At 41.5% G+C, this 18,203-nt stretch carries 14 protein-coding genes and 1 pseudogene; 7 read left to right on the top strand and 8 right to left on the bottom strand.

Features of this window, described 5'->3' with window-relative positions:
* The first annotated feature begins 419 nt into the window (after nt 1–419).
* On the top strand, nt 420–1,370 hold the full coding sequence (locus NPUN_RS00910; RefSeq protein WP_012406998.1) for a hypothetical protein: 951 nt from the start codon (nt 420–422) through the stop codon (nt 1,368–1,370).
* Nucleotides 1,354–2,352, top strand: coding sequence for a glycerophosphodiester phosphodiesterase (locus NPUN_RS00905; RefSeq protein ID WP_012406997.1), 999 nt, complete (start codon nt 1,354–1,356; stop codon nt 2,350–2,352). Before NPUN_RS00910 ends, NPUN_RS00905 begins: the two co-directional genes overlap by 17 nt.
* Before the next feature lie 83 nt (nt 2,353–2,435).
* On the opposite strand, the gene NPUN_RS00900 is transcribed toward NPUN_RS00905, so the two are convergent.
* From NPUN_RS00900 to NPUN_RS00885, 4 genes are all read right to left on the bottom strand, one after another.
* Nucleotides 2,436–3,131 (bottom strand): class I SAM-dependent methyltransferase, encoded by a 696-nt coding sequence (locus NPUN_RS00900; RefSeq protein WP_012406996.1) that lies wholly within the window; start codon nt 3,129–3,131, stop codon nt 2,436–2,438.
* Nucleotides 3,132–3,339: 208 nt separating this feature from the next.
* Nucleotides 3,340–4,446, bottom strand: a complete 1,107-nt coding sequence (locus NPUN_RS00895; protein ID WP_012406995.1) for an iron-containing redox enzyme family protein — start codon at nt 4,444–4,446, stop codon at nt 3,340–3,342.
* A 210-nt stretch (nt 4,447–4,656) separates the two neighbouring features.
* Nucleotides 4,657–6,495 carry a peptidoglycan D,D-transpeptidase FtsI family protein gene (locus tag NPUN_RS00890; protein ID WP_012406994.1) on the bottom strand — a complete coding sequence of 613 codons (1,839 nt, stop codon included), beginning with the start codon at nt 6,493–6,495 and terminating at the stop codon, nt 4,657–4,659.
* Nucleotides 6,496–6,600: 105 nt separating this feature from the next.
* Complete coding sequence (locus NPUN_RS00885; protein WP_012406993.1) at nt 6,601–7,302, bottom strand: hypothetical protein; 702 nt, start codon at nt 7,300–7,302, stop codon at nt 6,601–6,603.
* A gap of 505 nt (nt 7,303–7,807) precedes the next feature.
* Here NPUN_RS00885 and NPUN_RS00880 point away from each other — a divergent pair.
* The 3 genes from NPUN_RS00880 (at nt 7,808) to glgB (ending at nt 11,325) form a co-directional block, all read left to right on the top strand.
* Nucleotides 7,808–8,017 carry a hypothetical protein gene (locus NPUN_RS00880; protein ID WP_041565109.1) on the top strand — a complete coding sequence of 70 codons (210 nt, stop codon included), beginning with the start codon at nt 7,808–7,810 and terminating at the stop codon, nt 8,015–8,017.
* Between the two features lie 531 nt (nt 8,018–8,548).
* On the top strand, nt 8,549–8,884 hold the full coding sequence (locus NPUN_RS00875; protein WP_012406991.1) for a hypothetical protein: 336 nt from the start codon (nt 8,549–8,551) through the stop codon (nt 8,882–8,884).
* Nucleotides 8,885–9,033: 149 nt separating this feature from the next.
* Nucleotides 9,034–11,325, top strand: coding sequence for a 1,4-alpha-glucan branching enzyme (glgB, locus tag NPUN_RS00870; RefSeq protein WP_012406990.1), 2,292 nt, complete (start codon nt 9,034–9,036; stop codon nt 11,323–11,325).
* 109 nt (nt 11,326–11,434) lie between these two features.
* Here glgB and leuD read toward each other — a convergent pair whose 3' ends face one another.
* From leuD to NPUN_RS39935, 3 genes and pseudogenes are all read right to left on the bottom strand, one after another.
* Entirely contained in the window at nt 11,435–12,043 is a 609-nt protein-coding gene (gene leuD / locus NPUN_RS00865) for a 3-isopropylmalate dehydratase small subunit (protein ID WP_012406989.1), read from the bottom strand.
* An 81-nt stretch (nt 12,044–12,124) separates the two neighbouring features.
* Nucleotides 12,125–13,528, bottom strand: a complete 1,404-nt coding sequence (gene leuC / locus NPUN_RS00860; RefSeq protein WP_012406988.1) for a 3-isopropylmalate dehydratase large subunit — start codon at nt 13,526–13,528, stop codon at nt 12,125–12,127.
* 350 nt (nt 13,529–13,878) lie between these two features.
* Nucleotides 13,879–15,046, bottom strand: a pseudogene (locus NPUN_RS39935) (IS630 family transposase).
* Between the two features lie 416 nt (nt 15,047–15,462).
* Between NPUN_RS39935 and NPUN_RS00845 the strand changes: the two are divergent.
* Complete coding sequence (locus tag NPUN_RS00845) at nt 15,463–15,735, top strand: GlsB/YeaQ/YmgE family stress response membrane protein (protein ID WP_012406985.1); 273 nt, start codon at nt 15,463–15,465, stop codon at nt 15,733–15,735.
* Nucleotides 15,736–16,011: 276 nt separating this feature from the next.
* On the opposite strand, the gene NPUN_RS41470 is transcribed toward NPUN_RS00845, so the two are convergent.
* The gene (locus NPUN_RS41470) at nt 16,012–16,173 is read right to left on the bottom strand and encodes a hypothetical protein (protein WP_167315554.1); all 162 of its coding nucleotides are present in this window, start codon (nt 16,171–16,173) and stop codon (nt 16,012–16,014) included.
* A 183-nt stretch (nt 16,174–16,356) separates the two neighbouring features.
* Between NPUN_RS41470 and NPUN_RS00840 the strand changes: the two genes are divergently transcribed.
* Nucleotides 16,357–18,039, top strand: a complete 1,683-nt coding sequence (locus tag NPUN_RS00840; RefSeq protein ID WP_012406984.1) for a DUF262 domain-containing protein — start codon at nt 16,357–16,359, stop codon at nt 18,037–18,039.
* The last annotated feature ends 164 nt before the right edge of the window (nt 18,040–18,203 follow it).

Below are 18,203 nucleotides of genomic sequence, written 5' to 3'. Positions count from 1 at the left end.
GATCTCGATCGTTCCCATCTCAAAAATATGGATCGATAACCATAGAATCCATTCTTATTAGCTGGGGAATAAGATGTTTTAAAGTCAATATAAATGTATTTTGTACTAAGCTTATTTGAGTTCATATTCTTCTCAGCGAGTTAAAATACTTTTTCTTTAAAGTGTAAGAAAGTGCAAAGCGCAAAATAGAGAGTATCGCGCCTTTAATTAGCTATCATCGGCAGAAAATAAGCTAAAACTACATAGTAAAGTTATGCCAAAGATATACAAATAAAAGTTCGGTATTCTGAATTCAGGAATCATCTATAAATCTTGAGTATCCACAATTATCAGCATCTCTACCTGGGTATTGCATAAAAAATAAATGCAAACCTATTTAGTCAGTGCAGCCCACAAATTTACATTTTTATTTTACTAATATGTTCATACGTTCTTTAACATTTACTGCCTCTAGTGCAGCGTTACTTGCAACTTTAGTCAGTTCTGCTTTTGCCGCTCCCATTAACTTTGCTAATAGTGTCAGCAATAGTGAGACAAATACAAAGGTAATTGCTCAAAATGTTGCCCAATTACAGAGAATACCTGATGTCAGAAGACAAGCGATCGCTAACGGACAAGACCGATACGCCGCTATTTGGGTGAAGTCTGGTAGTGGGGCTTGGGAAGCGAGACATGGATTGACCTCAGCCCAGTATCAAGCTACTTTTGACAAACTGGTTGGTGAAGGATATCGTTTGGTTGATGTCAGTGGTTATGAGGTCAAGGGACAAGGCCGATATGCTGCTATTTGGGTGAAGTCTGGTGGACCTGCTTGGCAAGCGCGACATGGATTAACCTCAGCCCAGTATCAAGCTACTTTTGACAAATTGGTTGGTGAAGGATATCGATTAGTTCACGTTAGTGGTTATGCTGTGAACGGACAAGACAGATATGCCGCTATTTGGGAGAAGTCTGACGGCCCTGCTTGGCAAGCGCGACATGGATTGACCTCAGCTCAGTATCAAGCTACTTTTGACAAATTGGTTGGTGAGGGATATCGGTTAGTTGATGTTAGTGGTTATGGTGTCAATGGACAAGACCGATACGCCGCTATTTGGGTGAAATCTGGTGGACCAGCTTGGCAAGCGCGACATGGATTGACCTCAGCCCAGTATCAAGCGACTTTTGACAAACTAGTTGGTGAAGGATATCGATTAGTTGACGTAAGTGGTTATGATGTCAACGGACAAAACCGATACGCCGCTATTTGGGAAAAGTCTGGTGGTTCAGCTTGGCAGGCGCGACATGGATTGACTTCAGCACAGTATCAAGCTACTTTTGACAAACTGGTTGGTGAGGGATATCGATTAGTTGATGTCAGTGGCTATTAGTACAACATCTCCAATTATCATTGCACACCGAGGCGCTAGCGGCTATCGTCCAGAACATACTTTAGCCGCTTATGAATTAGCGATTGTACTAGGTGCTGATTATATTGAACCTGATTTAGTTTCCACCAAAGATGGTGTTTTAATTGCTCGTCACGAAAATGAGATTTCTGAAACCACCGACGTTGCTAGACATGTAGAATTTGCTCACCTTCAAACCACAAAAATAATAGATGGCGAATCAAAAACTGGCTGGTTTACTGAAGATTTTACCCTGGCAGAACTGAAAACACTACGAGCCAAAGAGCGAATAGGGCAAATGCGATCGCAAAATACCGCTTATGATGGACTCTTTGAAATTCCCACGCTGCAAGAAATCATCGATTTAGTGAAGCGTAAAAGTGCTGAAATTAATCGTGCGATCGGCATTTATCCAGAAACTAAGCACCCAACTTACTTTAAATCTATTGGGTTAGCCCTAGAACCATTCCTACTTGCAACTTTGACAGCCAACGGTTATGAGGGAGCTAATGCACCTATTTTCATTCAGTCTTTTGAAGTGAGTAATTTACAAGATTTATCTACAAAGACTGATTTACCTCTGGTGCAATTGCTGAATAACAGTGGTAAGCCTAATGATTTTGTTGTTAGTGGCGATGAACGCACTTATGCAGATTTAGTCACTGCATCAGGTTTAAGGGAAATTGCTAAATATGCACAGGCGGTTGGGGTTCATAAAAATTTGCTGATTCCTAGAGATAGTAGTGGTAAATTGCAATCGCCTACATCTTTAGTAACTGACGCTCATACGGCTGGTTTGCTGGTTCATGTCTGGACTTTCCGCAATGAAGACTGCTTTTTGCCACTGGATTTTCAAGGAAATCCCCAAGGGGAATATGAACTATTTTTCAGCTTAGGTGTTAATGGCGTATTTAGCGATTACCCGGATATGGCTTCTACTGTGAAGGAAAATCTTCGATTGTAAACCTTGTTCTTCGTAAACGTTTTAGTCATGAAAAATTAGATTCCCGACTTCTTAAAGAAGTCAGGAATCTGAATTCCTGATTTTCACAAACTCGTCATTACCTGAGCTAATTGATTAGATAAATCAATTCCTGGATTCTCTGATTTTGTAAATAAAACGCCAGCTAAAAAATAATAATCACCAGAATAAAACGCCATTTTGTTTTTTCGGAGTTCTTCTATGTGGTTTTTTACTTTAGGTTCCGAGCTATAGTAGCCGAATTGCAAAGGTAACACCATGAAATTTTGAACATAATAACCATTTTCTTTTGCTAGGTTCAACGTATTTATGGGATTAGAAAAGCTAGATATTAAAACCAAGACATTTTCATAATCTAACGATAAAAGATCATTGGTAACTGTTGCTCCATCTACACCCCCAAATAAGAGTGGTATATAAATATCGTCATCTGGTGCGGGTAGATAGGGTGGATTGGCTACAAGATACTCGGCATCTGGTTGAGAAGAATTAAACAAAGATGAATTATGGATTATATATTTATTTGTGAGATTGTATTCATCGATGGTTGAATTTGCAACCTTCCATGCAGAAGTATTTAATTCAAATCCCTGGATTACGCCATTAAAGTTATTTCTCAATAAGGAATTAATTACAGGGCTGCCATCTCCTGAACCAAACTCCACAATAGATTCAGAACTTTTACAATTTCTGATCACAAAGCTTTCTAAACAGTTTGAGTAGAAATTGGATTCTTCAGGACAAAAAAAGATATCTTTCATTTGACTGCAACCAGTTGGTAATGTATAATAAGCAGGAAAGAAATTATTTACTACCTTGTATTAAGGCAATAAGAAGTTGTTCCTTTAGCAATATCTTGCTAAAGAAATCTTTTTGCAGGAAAATTAGATATAAAATGACTTAAAAATGTCAAATTAAAATGCTAAAACCTGCTATTTTCAATTTTTGGGATTTCTCTTCACATACGAGTTAGACGAATTGTTTTGCTTCGCGTATCGATCGCACAACAGCACTAGCGGCGCGATCGCCCATTAGTTTCTCCTGGTCATACCCAAGCACGAGTTCCCACGCACTCTTGGGATACTGTTCTGCTAAAGACAAAGCAACATCATCTAACATCCAACGACCGTGGCGTTCATCTTCCCTGATGTGCAGTTCCCAATAACCCATCGCCGCCTCTGACAGTCCCAATCGTTGCGCCGCCGCCAGATAGTTTTTATAAGCCGCAGGACCAGCCACCTCAAAATATGTCAACGCACCACAATAACGTAGGAAATAGCGTTTGCGATCGGTGGTCAAAAAATTATGATTAGCACAAGCTAGAACTTCCCAAGGCACTAAATCGAAGTATCCTTCTGGTTCAGTATTCATCCCAAATTCAGCCAGCATTTGGGCAAAAAATGTTGAGTGCTTGCGGGATAAACGACCATTGCCGTATTCTTCTAGTAGTACTCGCACCAGCGTACACTGCACTTCATTAGCAGCACCACCCAATACGTAGCAAAGACGACTACCTTCAACCAAGCCATCAAAGGAACCGATCGCTAGCAGGTGACGATAGCCAGCTTCAGTCATTTCCTCACGAATATAGCGGCTACTATCCGACAAAGGCGGGTTTAAATCGGCAGATGCACGCTCAATTAAAGCGTGTTTGACATCCAATTGTTGCAGCGCTGGTAAATCTATCTGTGCCAGTTCCCAGTTTTGCCAAGCAGCCTCAATTTGATCGCGACATGAGCATAAATAAAGCGATCGCTCATTGGTATAGTGTCGCAAATCGTCGTACCAAAACAGTTTTAGCCGATTAATTCGATAAAGTATCCGTTGCAGAAAACGGTGAGCCTGTTCATTAGAGCGATCGTTTTTATAAGCGCCGCGAATTGCTGTTGAGAGCGCCTGTTCAAACTCACTAGCTATTGAAGGTTTTACATCCAGCTTACGATCCAAATCCTCCATTGCTAGCAGTTCTATAAATTGCTCCTCGGCACGGTCGTAGTTGGTAATTGTTCTTTCTTCTGTTTGGGTGCTTTTTTTCGCAGTCCCAGCATTAGGAAATATAACTAAATTGCTTTGCATGGAATCTTCGGTAGCTTTGAAAAAGTGAGAAATTAGTTTCACCTCTAATACCTAGGTTTCCACACCAGTAGCTTTCTGTACCTCTTTCCCTGGTTATAAACAAAGATTAAGTTTCAAAAGAAGGGCATTGGGCATTGATTATTTCCCTCTTGCTCCCTCTGCCTCCTCTGCTCCCCTGCCCCCCTGCCCCCTCCTGCCCCCTGCTCCCTACTACGGTGCTTTCGGCTGTTGCTCAATCGGCTTACTTGGCGGAATCTCCTCAAGAGGAATCAGTGCTTCGATTACTGACTTAACAATTGGTGCGGCAACAGTAGAACCATAAGCACTTTCTCCTTTTGGCTCATCCACCAGTGCAAACACTACATAGCGAGGAGATTCTACTGGTAAAATAGCCACGAAACTCGTCATTCTAGCACCCTTGATGTAGCCGCCATTCGGACTAGCTTTTTGGGCTGTACCAGTTTTACCAGCAATGCGATATCCGGGAATTTGTGCCGCCTTACCACTGCCTTCATTAACAACAGTTTCCATCATTTCTACGACCTTTTGGGCTGTTGCGGCTGAGAAAATTTGCCGTGATACAGTGCGAGTGGGTGAATCATGCATCTGCCCTTTGGTATCAATCAACCCGCGCACTACATGGGGTGTAACTAATTTCCCGCCATTGGCTAAAGCACCGTGCATTTGCACTAGCTGTATCGGTGTCATCGAAAAACCTTGCCCAAAGGAAGTAGTAGCTGGTTCAATTGGCGAAGCGATAAATTCTTCTTGACTTTTGAGCCGACCGCCAACTTCAAAAGGTAAATCTGTATCAACTTTTTGTCCTAGCCCCAAGCGTTCTAGCCAGTTGTAGTAAATTGAAGGCTTTAAGCGTTGGATAATTTGCACCATGCCAATGTTGCTGGAATATTGCAAAATCTGGGCGATGCTGATTCGCCCATTACCATTATTCATCGCATTTTTGATGGTGTAATTAGCTACTCGAATAGAACCGGAGTCATTAAACATATCATCCGGTTTGATGACACTATTTTCCAGAGCGATCGCTACATTCAAAGGCTTAAAAGTCGATCCCGGTTCATAAAGATCCGCCACCGTCCAGTTTTTGAACAGGGAGATATTAGCTTTAGCGTATTCATTAGGGTTATAGGTAGGCTGAGAAACGAGGGCGAGTAAGGAACCATCCAACGCATCCATTACAATTACCGCCCCACGTTTAGCATCAAACTTCTCCATTTGTTGTTTGAGTGCCAGGCTAGCAATCCGTTGCAGCCGGCTATCGATTGTGAGTTGCAGCCGCAAATCATCAAAATGCAGAAAACCTTCTGGTGCATGATCCGGCATCACGGCCCCATTACCAGAGCGACTGAGCCGCACCGTTTGCACAGGACGTTCTAACAACTTCTCTTGAGAATATTCCACACCTGCTTGACCACGACGGTCAACATTCACATAACCCACCACATCAGAGACCAAATCGTCTGGCGGATAATATCGGGAGTATTTTTGAATTAACTCTAAGCCATTTAAACGCAAAGAAGTCACGCGATCGATAATTTCTTCCGGTAGGGCTGGGGCAAGTATAATTCCGCTTCTTTTGCTTTGAAAAGTTTTCACCAATTCAGCAGTATCTTTTGCCAATATTGGGGCAAGTCGCTCTGCCATCTCTTCATTAGACTTATCAAACAGCTTGGGATGAGCGTACAAAGTATACACCGGACGGTCAATTGCCAACAGTTCACTATTGCGATCTACCACCGGGCGACGAGGCATAAAAGGTCGCAAATCCACCATTTGCTGGTTTCGCGCTTGCTCTGTTAATTTTGTCCCCTTGACAATTTGCAAGTTATACAACTTGATACCTAACCCCAATCCTGCTGCCATTAATACGCCCCAGACGACGAACAGCCGGGAATTGGTATTGGATGTTTGATTTTGGATATTAGAGGCAAGTGTCCCCAACAGCCCTCGTTTAGAACCCTTCTGCTGCTTTTTGAATCCTGGATTCCGAAACTTTCTTAATCTTGTTCTGCTTGGTAATTTTTGCATTGCCTACTCAGTACCAAATTACTTTTCGGAGTCAAAAGTCCAAACTTAAAGTTAGTTACTCCATAACTCCTGTACAGACGCGATTAATCGCGTCTCTCCTAACTCTTAATATCCAAGTGGTGAGAGCGTTTGCCGTTGCGTTTCCGAACTTGGCGTTATGTTATTAGATGATGCTGGCTTAGGAGTGTGAGGTGCTGGAGACAAGAAAATCATTCCTTGAGGGGTTGGCGATATTAGCCCTGCTGTTGGTTGTTCTGCTTCCTTAGCCATTCTATTTGTCAGCGTGGCGTTGGTTGTCGTTAGTAGCCGCTCATGACGTTGGAGGTTTTGTAGCCTGCGATATGACTTACTCCAAAGCTCTTGGGAATATACTGTCCATCCATAAACAGCAAGTGTCGATGCTACTACCAAGAACGCCAAAACTGCCGAATAACGATGAAATGTGTACAAGCGCAACAACCATAAAGGTGCGGCTCCAGAATTAGGCATTGTCGGAAGTCCAAGAAAATCTACCCCTGAACTCTTCTGAGTCGCACTGGACTGCTCATTGAGATTTGGTAACTTTTGTCTACCCAACTCTTTCACCGATTTGGGCATAGCTGCCTTATTTGTGGCAGAAACCGCTAAATTCTTTGAGGAACGCTGTTGTCTTTGAGAGGATAAGGGTGTGGCTTTGGTCGCTGGTGTAGAAGCGTTCTGTGCTAACGACTCTATACGCGCAGAACGTCGCCTCCCTAAAGAAAGCATAGAATCTCGCCAGAACCAATTACCCCTTCCAGAAATAGCAGATTTACGAGCAACTACCATAAAGTTTTTAGATGGAAAATACTGTACTTTAGATCGATTTTCTTGATTGTCTGTTTTTGATAGGGTTAAAAGTTCCTTCTGTGCAACAAGCACACATAACAGACTACACCCTTTTAACTGTTCTGATAGGTAGCTGTAGCAATGTTTGCATCCTCTAGATTTGCAATGTTTGCAATCAGCGATTAGCAACTGGACAGCTTACCCTTTAGAGATAGCACCTAAAGTATGGCAATGCCGGGCAGCAAGGTGCAATACTCTGTGAAAAAAATAAAATTTTTTGTTATGATAGCTCGGTTTGCTAGAAAATTCGGTAATTTCCTTTTTGCTTCTGAGTTAAGAGAAACTAATCAGATAGCTGTATGAGACATACTGCTAATAAAGAATATCCCAAAGGATTATTTTTTTTAAGTATGTAATCTCACAGCATTAAAAAAAAAGCAATAAATACGGTATCGTATTCAACAGGCGAAAAATTTTTCTAGCCACAATTGGTGAAAGAGGAGTTATGAAAACAAAAATCTTTGGTTTGGCTGTAATCTTAAGTCTAGCTACAATTCTGGGAGCCTGTGGTGAAGGCGGTGGTGATGGTGGTACTACTCCTAGTACTCCTGCTGCTACAGGTGAACCAACTGATGCGCCTCCCGCTACTAAAACCACACCTGCGCCTACACCTGCTGCTACACCTGCGACTACACCTGCTGCTACTCCTAAATAAGGCATCTTAAGCTTTTAGCTTTAGTTGAAATCATGCCTAAAACAGCTTAGTAACAACGCTCCTCACCACATAGCTTGAATTAATAGGTTTATCTAGAAACCTTTATCTTTCTTTTGGTGTATCAGAGCCTAGAGTTTGCTCAAATATCAGCTAAGTAGGGCAGCAATAAAAGGACACTGGTGATGAGGATTACCTCGTCAACCAAGTGTCCGCCTGAAAAATCTCGCCTGACCGAACCTTATTCCAAGTAAAAGTGAGTTTAGTTCCGTAAATCTAAGTCATCTTGTGGGCAAAATACTTCCACGATTTAGTGTTTGGAATAGCTTAAACTCCTGAGTTTTGAGAGGACAAAAGAATTCATTGCGATCGCTGGCAATTGCTCAAGAGCATTCCCTGTAGTCTATTCTGTATTAGGACAGACCTAGTGATGTTTCTTGATATTGCCAGATTTTTATTGGGAAAATTTCTAACTTTGGGAATTGGGTATTGGGAAACAGATTTTCATGCTGCGTTGTGAATGCAGTTCAGAATATGGGGAGAGTTAAAGCGATAAAGGCAGTAAAATTTCTGAGCTTGTTTGTGATTAGTGCAACTTTTTTTGTGGTAAGTGGCTATTGGACATCATCGATAGTCATAGCATTACCGCCACCCGAAGATACACCAGAAGAAATATTACGGACAAAGATTATCATAGAAGCGCGATCGCCTATTGATGGAAGTTTCCTAACAGCTGCCGAATATATTCAAGTACAAGCGCAGCTTCAAGAAGCCCCACCACCAAAACTAGATCCCAAAATTCGGGAACAGATTTTCTTGCTTCGCCTACGTAAAACCTTACTTCAGTTTTTCCCATTTTTAAATTTTTGATAAATTCCCCATTCCCCATTCCCCATTCCCCATTCCCCATTCTGATGTACGATAACGGTGGCGACAAAATTGCAAATAAATGTAAAGAATATATATAGATATTAAAAAAGTAGATTTAGTCAATCACGTTATTTCACTTAGGTAGCTTCATGTCCATGACCACGATCGCCCCTGAACAGGTTAATAGCATCGTTTGGAATCAGCATAACGATCCCTTTGAAATACTAGGTTCTCATCCCATAGAACAAGACGGCAAAACCGTCTGGGCTGTGCGGGCCTATCTACCAAATGCAAGTGCAGTATGGGTCGTTCTTCCTGAACAACGGAAAGAATACCCAATGCAAACAGTGCATCATCCTCACTTTTTTGAATGCACTATTGAAACCGCAGAACTGGCAAACTACCAGTTACGAATTAAAGAAGGGGAACATGAGCGTGTTACTTATGACCCTTACGCCTTCCGTTCTCCCAATTTGACAGACTTTGATTTGCATTTGTTTAGTGAAGGCAACCATCACCGAATATATGAAAAACTGGGAGCGCACCCCACGGAAATAGGCGGCGTTAAGGGCGTTTATTTTGCAGTTTGGGCACCCAACGCCCGGAATGTTTCATTGTTAGGAGATTTCAACCTTTGGGATGGGCGCAAACACCAAATGCGTAAAGGGCCAACTGGGGTTTGGGAATTGTTTATTCCTGAAATCGGTATGGGAGAACATTACAAATATGAAATCAAAAATTTTGAAGGACACATTTACGAAAAATCCGATCCCTACGGTTTCCAGCAAGAACCCCGCCCGAAAACGGCATCCATTGTCACTGATTTAGATGCTTACACCTGGAATGACGAAAGCTGGATGGAAAAGCGGCGACACACTGACCCCCTTACCCAGCCTGTCTCAGTTTATGAAGTGCATCTAGGCTCTTGGTTACACGCTTCGAGTGCCGAACCTGCTAAACTGCCAAATGGTGAAACTGAACCGGTAGTTGTTGTTTCAGAACTTAAGCCGGGCGCACGTTTCCTTACCTACCGGGAACTAGCTGACCGACTCATTCCTTATGTCAAAGAATTGGGATACACCCATATAGAAATGCTGCCCATTGCGGAGCATCCCTTTGATGGTTCTTGGGGTTATCAAGTAACTGGGTACTATGCTCCCACCTCCCGTTTTGGCAGTCCCGAAGATTTCATGTATTTTGTTGACAAATGTCACCAAAATGATATAGGGGTAATTGTGGATTGGGTTCCTGGTCACTTCCCCAAAGATGGACATGGTTTAGCTTTCTTTGATGGTAGCCACCTGTACGAACATGCTGACCCCCGCAAGGGCGAACACAAAGGATGGGGTACTTTGGTGTTCAACTACGGTCGCCATGAAGTCAGTAATTTCTTAGCAGCAAATGCCCTCTTTTGGTTCGACAAGTATCACATTGATGGGATTCGTGTCGATGCTGTTGCCTCAATGCTTTATAACGATTATTGCCGCGAACCAGGAGAATGGTTGCCCAACCAGTACGGCGGCAGAGAAAACCTAGAAGCAGCAGATTTTCTGCGTCAGGTAAATCACATTATCTTTAGTTATTTCCCCGGTATTCTCTCCATTGCTGAAGAATCTACTTCTTGGCCAATGGTATCTTGGCCAACCTATACAGGCGGGCTGGGCTTTAACTTGAAGTGGAATATGGGCTGGATGCACGATATGCTGGATTACTTCAGCATGGACCCTTGGTTCCGCCAGTTCCACCAAAACAATATCACCTTTAGTATGTGGTACAACCACAGCGAGAACTTTATGCTGGCTCTGTCCCACGATGAAGTGGTGCATGGTAAGAGCAATATCATCGGCAAAATGCCGGGGGATACATGGCAGAAGTTAGCTAATATCCGTTGTTTATTTACCTATATGTTTGCTCACCCAGGCAAGAAAACTATGTTTATGAGCATGGAGTTTGGGCAGTGGAGTGAGTGGAATGCTTGGGCTGATTTGGAGTGGCATTTATTGCAGCATGAACCACACCAACAGTTAAAAACCTTTTTCCAGGGTTTGAACCATCTCTACCGTTCTGAACCAGTTTTGTACACCCAGGATTTTGCTGAACCTGGGTTTGAATGGATTGACTGTAGCGATAACCGCCATAGTGTAGTTTCATTCATCCGTCGTGATAAGGATTCTGATGATTTTGCGATCGTAGTTTGCAATTTTACACCGCAACCCCATTCTCACTACCGCATCGGTGTACCGCAGAAGGGATTTTACACTGAGTTATTCAATAGTGATGCACGTCAATATGGCGGTAGCAATATGGGTAACTTAGGCGGTAAGTGGACTGATGATTGGTCTTTGCACAGTCGTCCCTATTCGCTAGATTTGTGTTTGCCACCTTTGGGTGTGTTGATTCTCAAGTTGGATAAGAAGAAGACTGCTGAGGTAATTGGATAACAATTTTGGGTGGGCGATGCCCACCCCAATCTTGATATTTTGAGCAAGTAGTTATAAAATTTTTGCCATTTTCTCATTCCCTGTCTGACAAGCAGAGAATGAGAAAAAACTAACTTGCGGCTATATTGCCCCAACCTATGTAGGGTAATTTTGCAGATGTTTTCCGAACTTGGCTAGCATTCGCCACCAACTGACCGCAAGCATCCCAAGTCCCAGAAATAAATGTGCTTCTTGTACCTTCACCGATTGCAACTGGGGCAGTATAATTATCAATTTGCACTTGCAAAGTTTCCAGATTCACTGTCACAGAGGCTTGAGGATTGGCAGCTACTAACTTTTGCAGTTGTTTAACAGTAGCAGCGTCGGCTGTCAGACAAGGTATACCCATTGCCACACAGTTACCAAAAAAGATTTCTGCGAAGCTTTCACCGATTAAAGCTTGGATTCCCCATTTTGCGATCGCTTGGGGTGCGTGTTCCCGTGATGAACCACAGCCAAAATTACGGTTGACTATTAAAATATTTGCGCCTTGATATTGCGGTTGGTCAAAGGGATGTTCACCTTTAAGTGCTGTCCGGTCATCAATAAACGCACCTTCACCTAACCCATCAAAGGTAACGGCTTTTAAATATCGCGCGGGAATGATGCGATCGGTATCTATATCATTGCCCACCAAGGGTATACCGCGCCCTGAAACTGTTTTAACTTCACTCACCATAATTTTTATTTACCTATCATTTCAATGACAGCCTGTTAATTTCTACAAATGACAAATGACCAATGACCAATGACCAAAAAATTACAGCAACTCGCGCACATCAGAGACTTCGCCTTTAATTGCAGCAGTGGCAACCATTGCCGGACTCATTAACAATGTTCGACCGGAGGATGAACCCTGCCTTCCTTTAAAGTTGCGGTTAGACGAGGAGGCACTGATTTGTCTTCCTTGTAGCTTATCGGGGTTCATAGCTAGGCACATAGAACATCCCGGTTCACGCCATTCAAATCCAGCTTCCTGAAAGATTTTATCCAGTCCTTCAGTTTCCGCCTCTTGCTTCACCCTTTCAGAACCAGGGACAACAAAGGCTTTGATTCCCTCTGCAACATGGCGGCCTTTGGCGATTTTCGCCGCTTCCCGTAAATCACTAATTCTGCCGTTGGTGCAACTACCAATAAAGCAGACATCTATTTTGGTACCCTTAATGGGTTGACCAGGATATAAATCCATGTAGCGGTAAGCTTCTTCGGCAATAAATCGGTCTTCTTCAAGCAGTTCTTCTGGTTGAGGCACTGACTGGTTGACACCGATACCTTGACCGGGAGTAATCCCCCAGGTAACAGTAGGAGAAATTTCCGCAGCGTCGAATACGACTACATCATCGTACTGGGCATCAACATCGCTCTTGATGGAATCCCACCAAGCCACTGCTTTATCCCAATCTGCTCCTTTGGGCGCAAAATCTCTGCCTTTGAGGTAATCGTAGGTGACTCGATCTGGATTGACATAGCCGCATCTAGCACCGCCTTCGATCGCCATATTGCAGACAGTCATCCTCTCTTCCATATTCATTTGTTCAAATGTCGTACCTGCAAATTCGTAGCCATAGCCCACACCACCTTTAACGCCAAGGGTGCGGATGATATGCAGGATGACATCTTTGGCGTAAACTCCTGGGTTCAGGTTGCCGTTAACTTCAATTTTGCGGACTTTCAGTTTGGAAAGGGCGAGAGTTTGGGAAGCGAGAACATCCCGCACTTGGCTAGTACCGATACCAAATGCGATCGCACCAAATGCCCCATGACTCGAAGTGTGGCTATCTCCACAAGCGATCGTCATTCCTGGTTGAGTCAGTCCGAGTTCTGGAGCGATGACATGAACTATACCCTGACTACCAGAACCGATGTTGTAAAAAGTTATGTTATTTTCTTGGCAGTTATTTTCGAGCGCCTGAATCATCTCTTCTGCCAAACTATCAACAAAAGGACGTGCCTGGTTTTCTGTCGGCACAATATGATCGACTGTGGCGACAGTCCGCTCTGGAAACAGTACTTTTAGACCCCTCTCGCGTAACATAGCAAAGGCCTGGGGACTGGTGACTTCATGAATTAGGTGAAGCCCAATAAATAGTTGCGTCAGCCCAGAGGGAAGTGTACCAACGGTGTGTAAGTCCCAAACTTTATCAAACAGGGTACCTTTGCTCATACGTAAATTAACATTTCAAGAGTCCGGTCTTAAATAGTATCAAAAAATAGTCTAAGTTTTTCTAGATCGCTTCATAATATTAGTTACATTTTTGTACTCTTATTCCTCTGTGTCGCGCCAGATGCGACAACGGCAAGGCAGTCCGTTTCCTTTGGGGTGGCAATGTCCAACTTGTTCGATGCTATGCTTTTGGTCTTCCATAACTCATCCTTAAATCCTAACTAATACCTAATCCTCCATCCATCCTGAAGAAATGCGATGTGACGAGTATCCTGGCGATGCCCAAGTGTGAAATGCAGCTAATAAAGTTGCTAAAACTACGCACCTAGTAGTCTGCCAAGCTAACTTTGCTATGTTAAATTTGGATATAAACGCTCCATTTTTCGGCGAGCATCTTTGGTTTGAAAACCCCAATAAACACTAGCTTTTTGCTGATTACGTTTTTTCTCCCAAGCGGCAATCTCAGAAGTTAATGTTTCTGCATTAGGAATACGCCGTTCTAAACATTGGCGAGATAAAACAGATAATTCGATTTCTACCTGATTCAGCCCTTCGGGTTCGCCAGTTGCTTCAAGTCGGGGAACCCGCCCAACGCACTGGCTCACCAAGAAGCGTGTTTAGGAGTATAGTGAAACTCTAACTTTTGAATAATTCGACGTGCTTCTTCTGGTGGAAAAACTTCATATAATGCATTGGGTGTATGAATATTCAAGTTATCAACTACTAAACGAATAACATCGGCATCTCGGTAGGAAACATCTACTAAATTTTTCATTTGTTTAGCAAAATCGGCTTTAGTTCGACGTTCTGTAACTTCGATATGCCGCCATCCAGCCAAGGGTTGAAAACATGCGAATAAATTTACTGTCCCGTTACGTTTATACTCAAAATCATAACGTTCAGGTTGCTCTGGCTGTGGTGGCAAAGGAAGTCTTACTTCTTCTACTAATTGGTATGGACGTTCATCAAAGCAGACTACAGGGCGTTTAGGATCATAAGGCTCATTGTATAAATCCAGCACATCTTCCATTCGGAAAACATATTCTGCGTTAACTTCAGGAATACACCATTGTTCTTTCAACCAAGGCTTAATTTCATTTTTTTTAAAGTTTGACGTACTGTTTCATCTGAGATTGAATCTATGATACCAACGTTCACTAAATGATCTGCTAATAATTGCATTGTCCAACGCACTCTTCCTTCTGGCGGATTAGAACAAGCTGTTGCAATCAAAAATGCTTCTTGCTTTTCATCTAATTTTTTATGTTTTGGTGGATGAACTTCATCCTTTAAAGCAAAATCTAACCCTCCAATGACAAATTTTTCTCGTATTCGTTGCACTGTTGCAACATGCGCTCTAACTATGCTAGCGATCGCTTGATCCGTTTCTCCTTCGGAAGCCATCAAAAGAATGTTTGCACGGCTTATGGTTCTTGCCTTATGCTTACCTTTCTTAATTATCGATTGCAGTTGGGAAACTTCATCTTCATTCAAGTCAACAATGTACTTTTTTGCCATGTTACACCCCGTTTTTGGCTATTTTACCAATTAGAGGTTTTACTTAGCAAAGTTACCTTGGTACACTACTAGTAGCAATTGCCTGATTTTGCTCCTTTACATTACTTTAGAGACAGTCTTTGAAAACTCAGCTTAATTCTTCTAGTAGAGGAGAGACCTAATTAAAAAGCCATATACTGCAATTACCAAGCAATAGTTTGATCGGCTCCTAATTCAAGACCTATTAGGAGCTTTTTTTAATTGATCTTTTTTTAGCGATTATCTACCTGAAGTGGCGGTATATATCAACAAAGCCTAGTTGCAATTAAACTATTCCTTATGGATATTAATGATTGATTCTGATGGTAGATGGATTCAAAAGAGCAAGAGGTCTAATATGTATTCGTGAGTGAAAAACGTTTACCGAATTAATAACAATGAATATTCTTGCTTGGATTGTTTTAGGTCTAATTGCTGGTGCGATCGCTAAAGCTATCTACCCCGGTCATCAAGGTGGCGGTATTCTAGGAACAATCTTATTAGGAATCATCGGCGCTTTTGTTGGTGGTAGTCTAGGAGTATTTTTCAGTACAGGAACGTTAAGTTTAGCAGCTCCAACTCTAAGTATCCCGGGTATTGCAGTAGCAGTTCTGGGTGCAATTGTTGCAGTTTTCCTCTGGAATTTATTAACAAATCGCAGTGCAGTCTAAAAGCATAATTGCGGACAATAACTGAAAGTAATTTAGGAAACTTATTTAACTATCGTGAATTAAATCAAAAAAATAGCGCCAGCCTGTGATTAGGCTAGCGCTATTTTTAATTTTTGATAAATCAAAATTTGTAGGGATTTAATGGTGTGCGATCGCTGTTAGCATCCCATATTATAGACTTGCCATTCAAAAAAATATGCTGTTTTGCAGGCGAGCCAGTGCATTACGGTGAAGCAATCCGCAGAAGAGTCCGGTTTCGCCCATGAGAAACTGCTATTAGCGTAATGCTTTTACGCCACTAATCCCCGTCACCCGATTAGTGGGACTTATACCAATTGGAAAAAAGAATGCGACAAATAGACCATTTGTAGAGACGCGATGAATCGCGTCTTGACCCAAGGATGTGTTGCAATCATTAATTGAATTGGTATTCGACAAAGAACAAACACCTATAAAATAGCCTCAAATCTATATGTAGATAGATTTTGACATCATTTTGTTTGGCTTTTTGATGTATCCAGGTTCTATAAAAAAATTATATGCATTCAAATATTACTGTTTTTAGTGGGAAAACTAAGTTTAGTCAAAGTGCAATCTACTACATCACTAAAGCAGGTATATATGAGCGCGGTTAAACTTCAGGCTAATGATTATCCTATCTCTAAAATATTTAGCAATGATTTTATCTTCACTATTCCTTTATATCAACGCCCCTATGCCTGGACAACGGAGCAAGCAGGAGAACTGCTTGAAGATTTGGTCACTGCGTTGGGAGATAGTGACGATAAAATTGATGATATAAACCCGTATTTTTTAGGAAATATCGTACTCATCAAAGGAGATAAACCAGATGCCCAAGTCGTGGATGGTCAACAGCGTTTGACTACACTTACTGTATTGCTGGCTGCTTTACGGGCATCAGTTTCCAAAGAAAACATACATATATTAACAAAATATCTTTATCAAGAAGATGATTTTGATCCTAATGATAACGTTTATCGTTTGACTGTGCGTGAGCGAGATGCACAGTTTTTCAAGGAATATATTCAGGATGAAGGTGGTATTGATAAGCTGAAAAATTTACATACTGCTAAACTATCAGATAGTCGTAAAAATTTCAAAGATAATACATTATTGTTTATAAATCGCTTACAAAGCTTTACTAATAATCAGCTTCTACGGCTTACTCAATTTATCATTAAAAGATGTTTCTTAGTAGTAGTTGCAACTCCAGATATTGACTCTGCATACAGAATATTTTCTGTAATCAATAATCGAGGCATGGATCTGTGTCATGCTGATATTTTGAAAGCAGAAATTATCGGTAAGATTTCCCTTGAACAACAGGAAAAATACAGTGCTAAGTGGGAAGAAACGGAAGAGAAACTAGGACGCGATATATTTAAGAGCCTATTTTCTCACATCAGAATGATTCACATAAAATCCAAGCCGCGCGAAAGTATACTTAAGGAATTCCTGAATGACGTTAAACCAATTAATGCACCTCAACAGTTAATTGATAAAATACTAATTCCTTATGCTGAGGCTTTTTATGACATTAATAATCTAGCCTATCACAGTGATATCTTAGAAGAAGAAGTAAATCAAAAGTTTAGATGGTTACACTTGATTGATAATTCTGATTGGATACCTCCAGCTATTTTATATCTCTCTCGCAATTACAGCAATCCTGAATTGTTATTACGGTTTTTCACAGATTTAGATCGCCTAGCTTCAGGTCTAATGATTCAACGGAATAATATTAATGAACGAATAGAACGTTACAGCAAGTTACTATATGCTATCGAGGTTGGAGAAGATTTGTACGCACCTTATTCACCTCTGCAACTGAAACCTGAAGAACAGACGCGTATTCTCAAAATCCTAAATGATGACCTTTATTTAATTAGAAAAATTCGACTTTATGTTTTACTGCGTTTAGATGCTGCACTCTCAGAAGGAAAAGCTTCATATAACTTCTGTAATATTAGTGTTGAGCATGTACTACCTCAAAATCCTACCTCCGATAGTATGTGGGTACAATCATTTCCTAGCCAAGAAGAACGTGATAAATATGTCCATCGTATAGGAAATTTAGTTTTGCTCTCTTCCTCTAAAAATGCTCAAGCGAACAACTACGACTTTGACCTGAAAAAGCAGAAGTATTTCACAACTAGAGCGGGTATTTGTAATTTTGCGCTAACGACACAAGTGTTAATGGAAAAAGAATGGACGGCTGAAGTTCTCACTAAGCGCCAGGAACAGCTAATTCATCACCTAAAAGAAGTTTGGCGTTTACAGTAGTAGGTTGGCCAGGTGTGTAGATGCGTAGCTGTAGATACGATGCTCTAAATCTACGCACTTACAATATAAAATAAGTAGTATTTTTGACAAAAATTGGTTAGTAAATTTATTTTTGATTTAAATAGACTTGTCGGGAAATAAGAGAGAATAGACAGCAGTGGTAG

Source organism: Nostoc punctiforme PCC 73102, assembly GCF_000020025.1.
Taxonomy (GTDB): domain Bacteria; phylum Cyanobacteriota; class Cyanobacteriia; order Cyanobacteriales; family Nostocaceae; genus Nostoc; species Nostoc punctiforme.
This window is presented reverse-complemented; position numbering and strand designations above follow the sequence as displayed.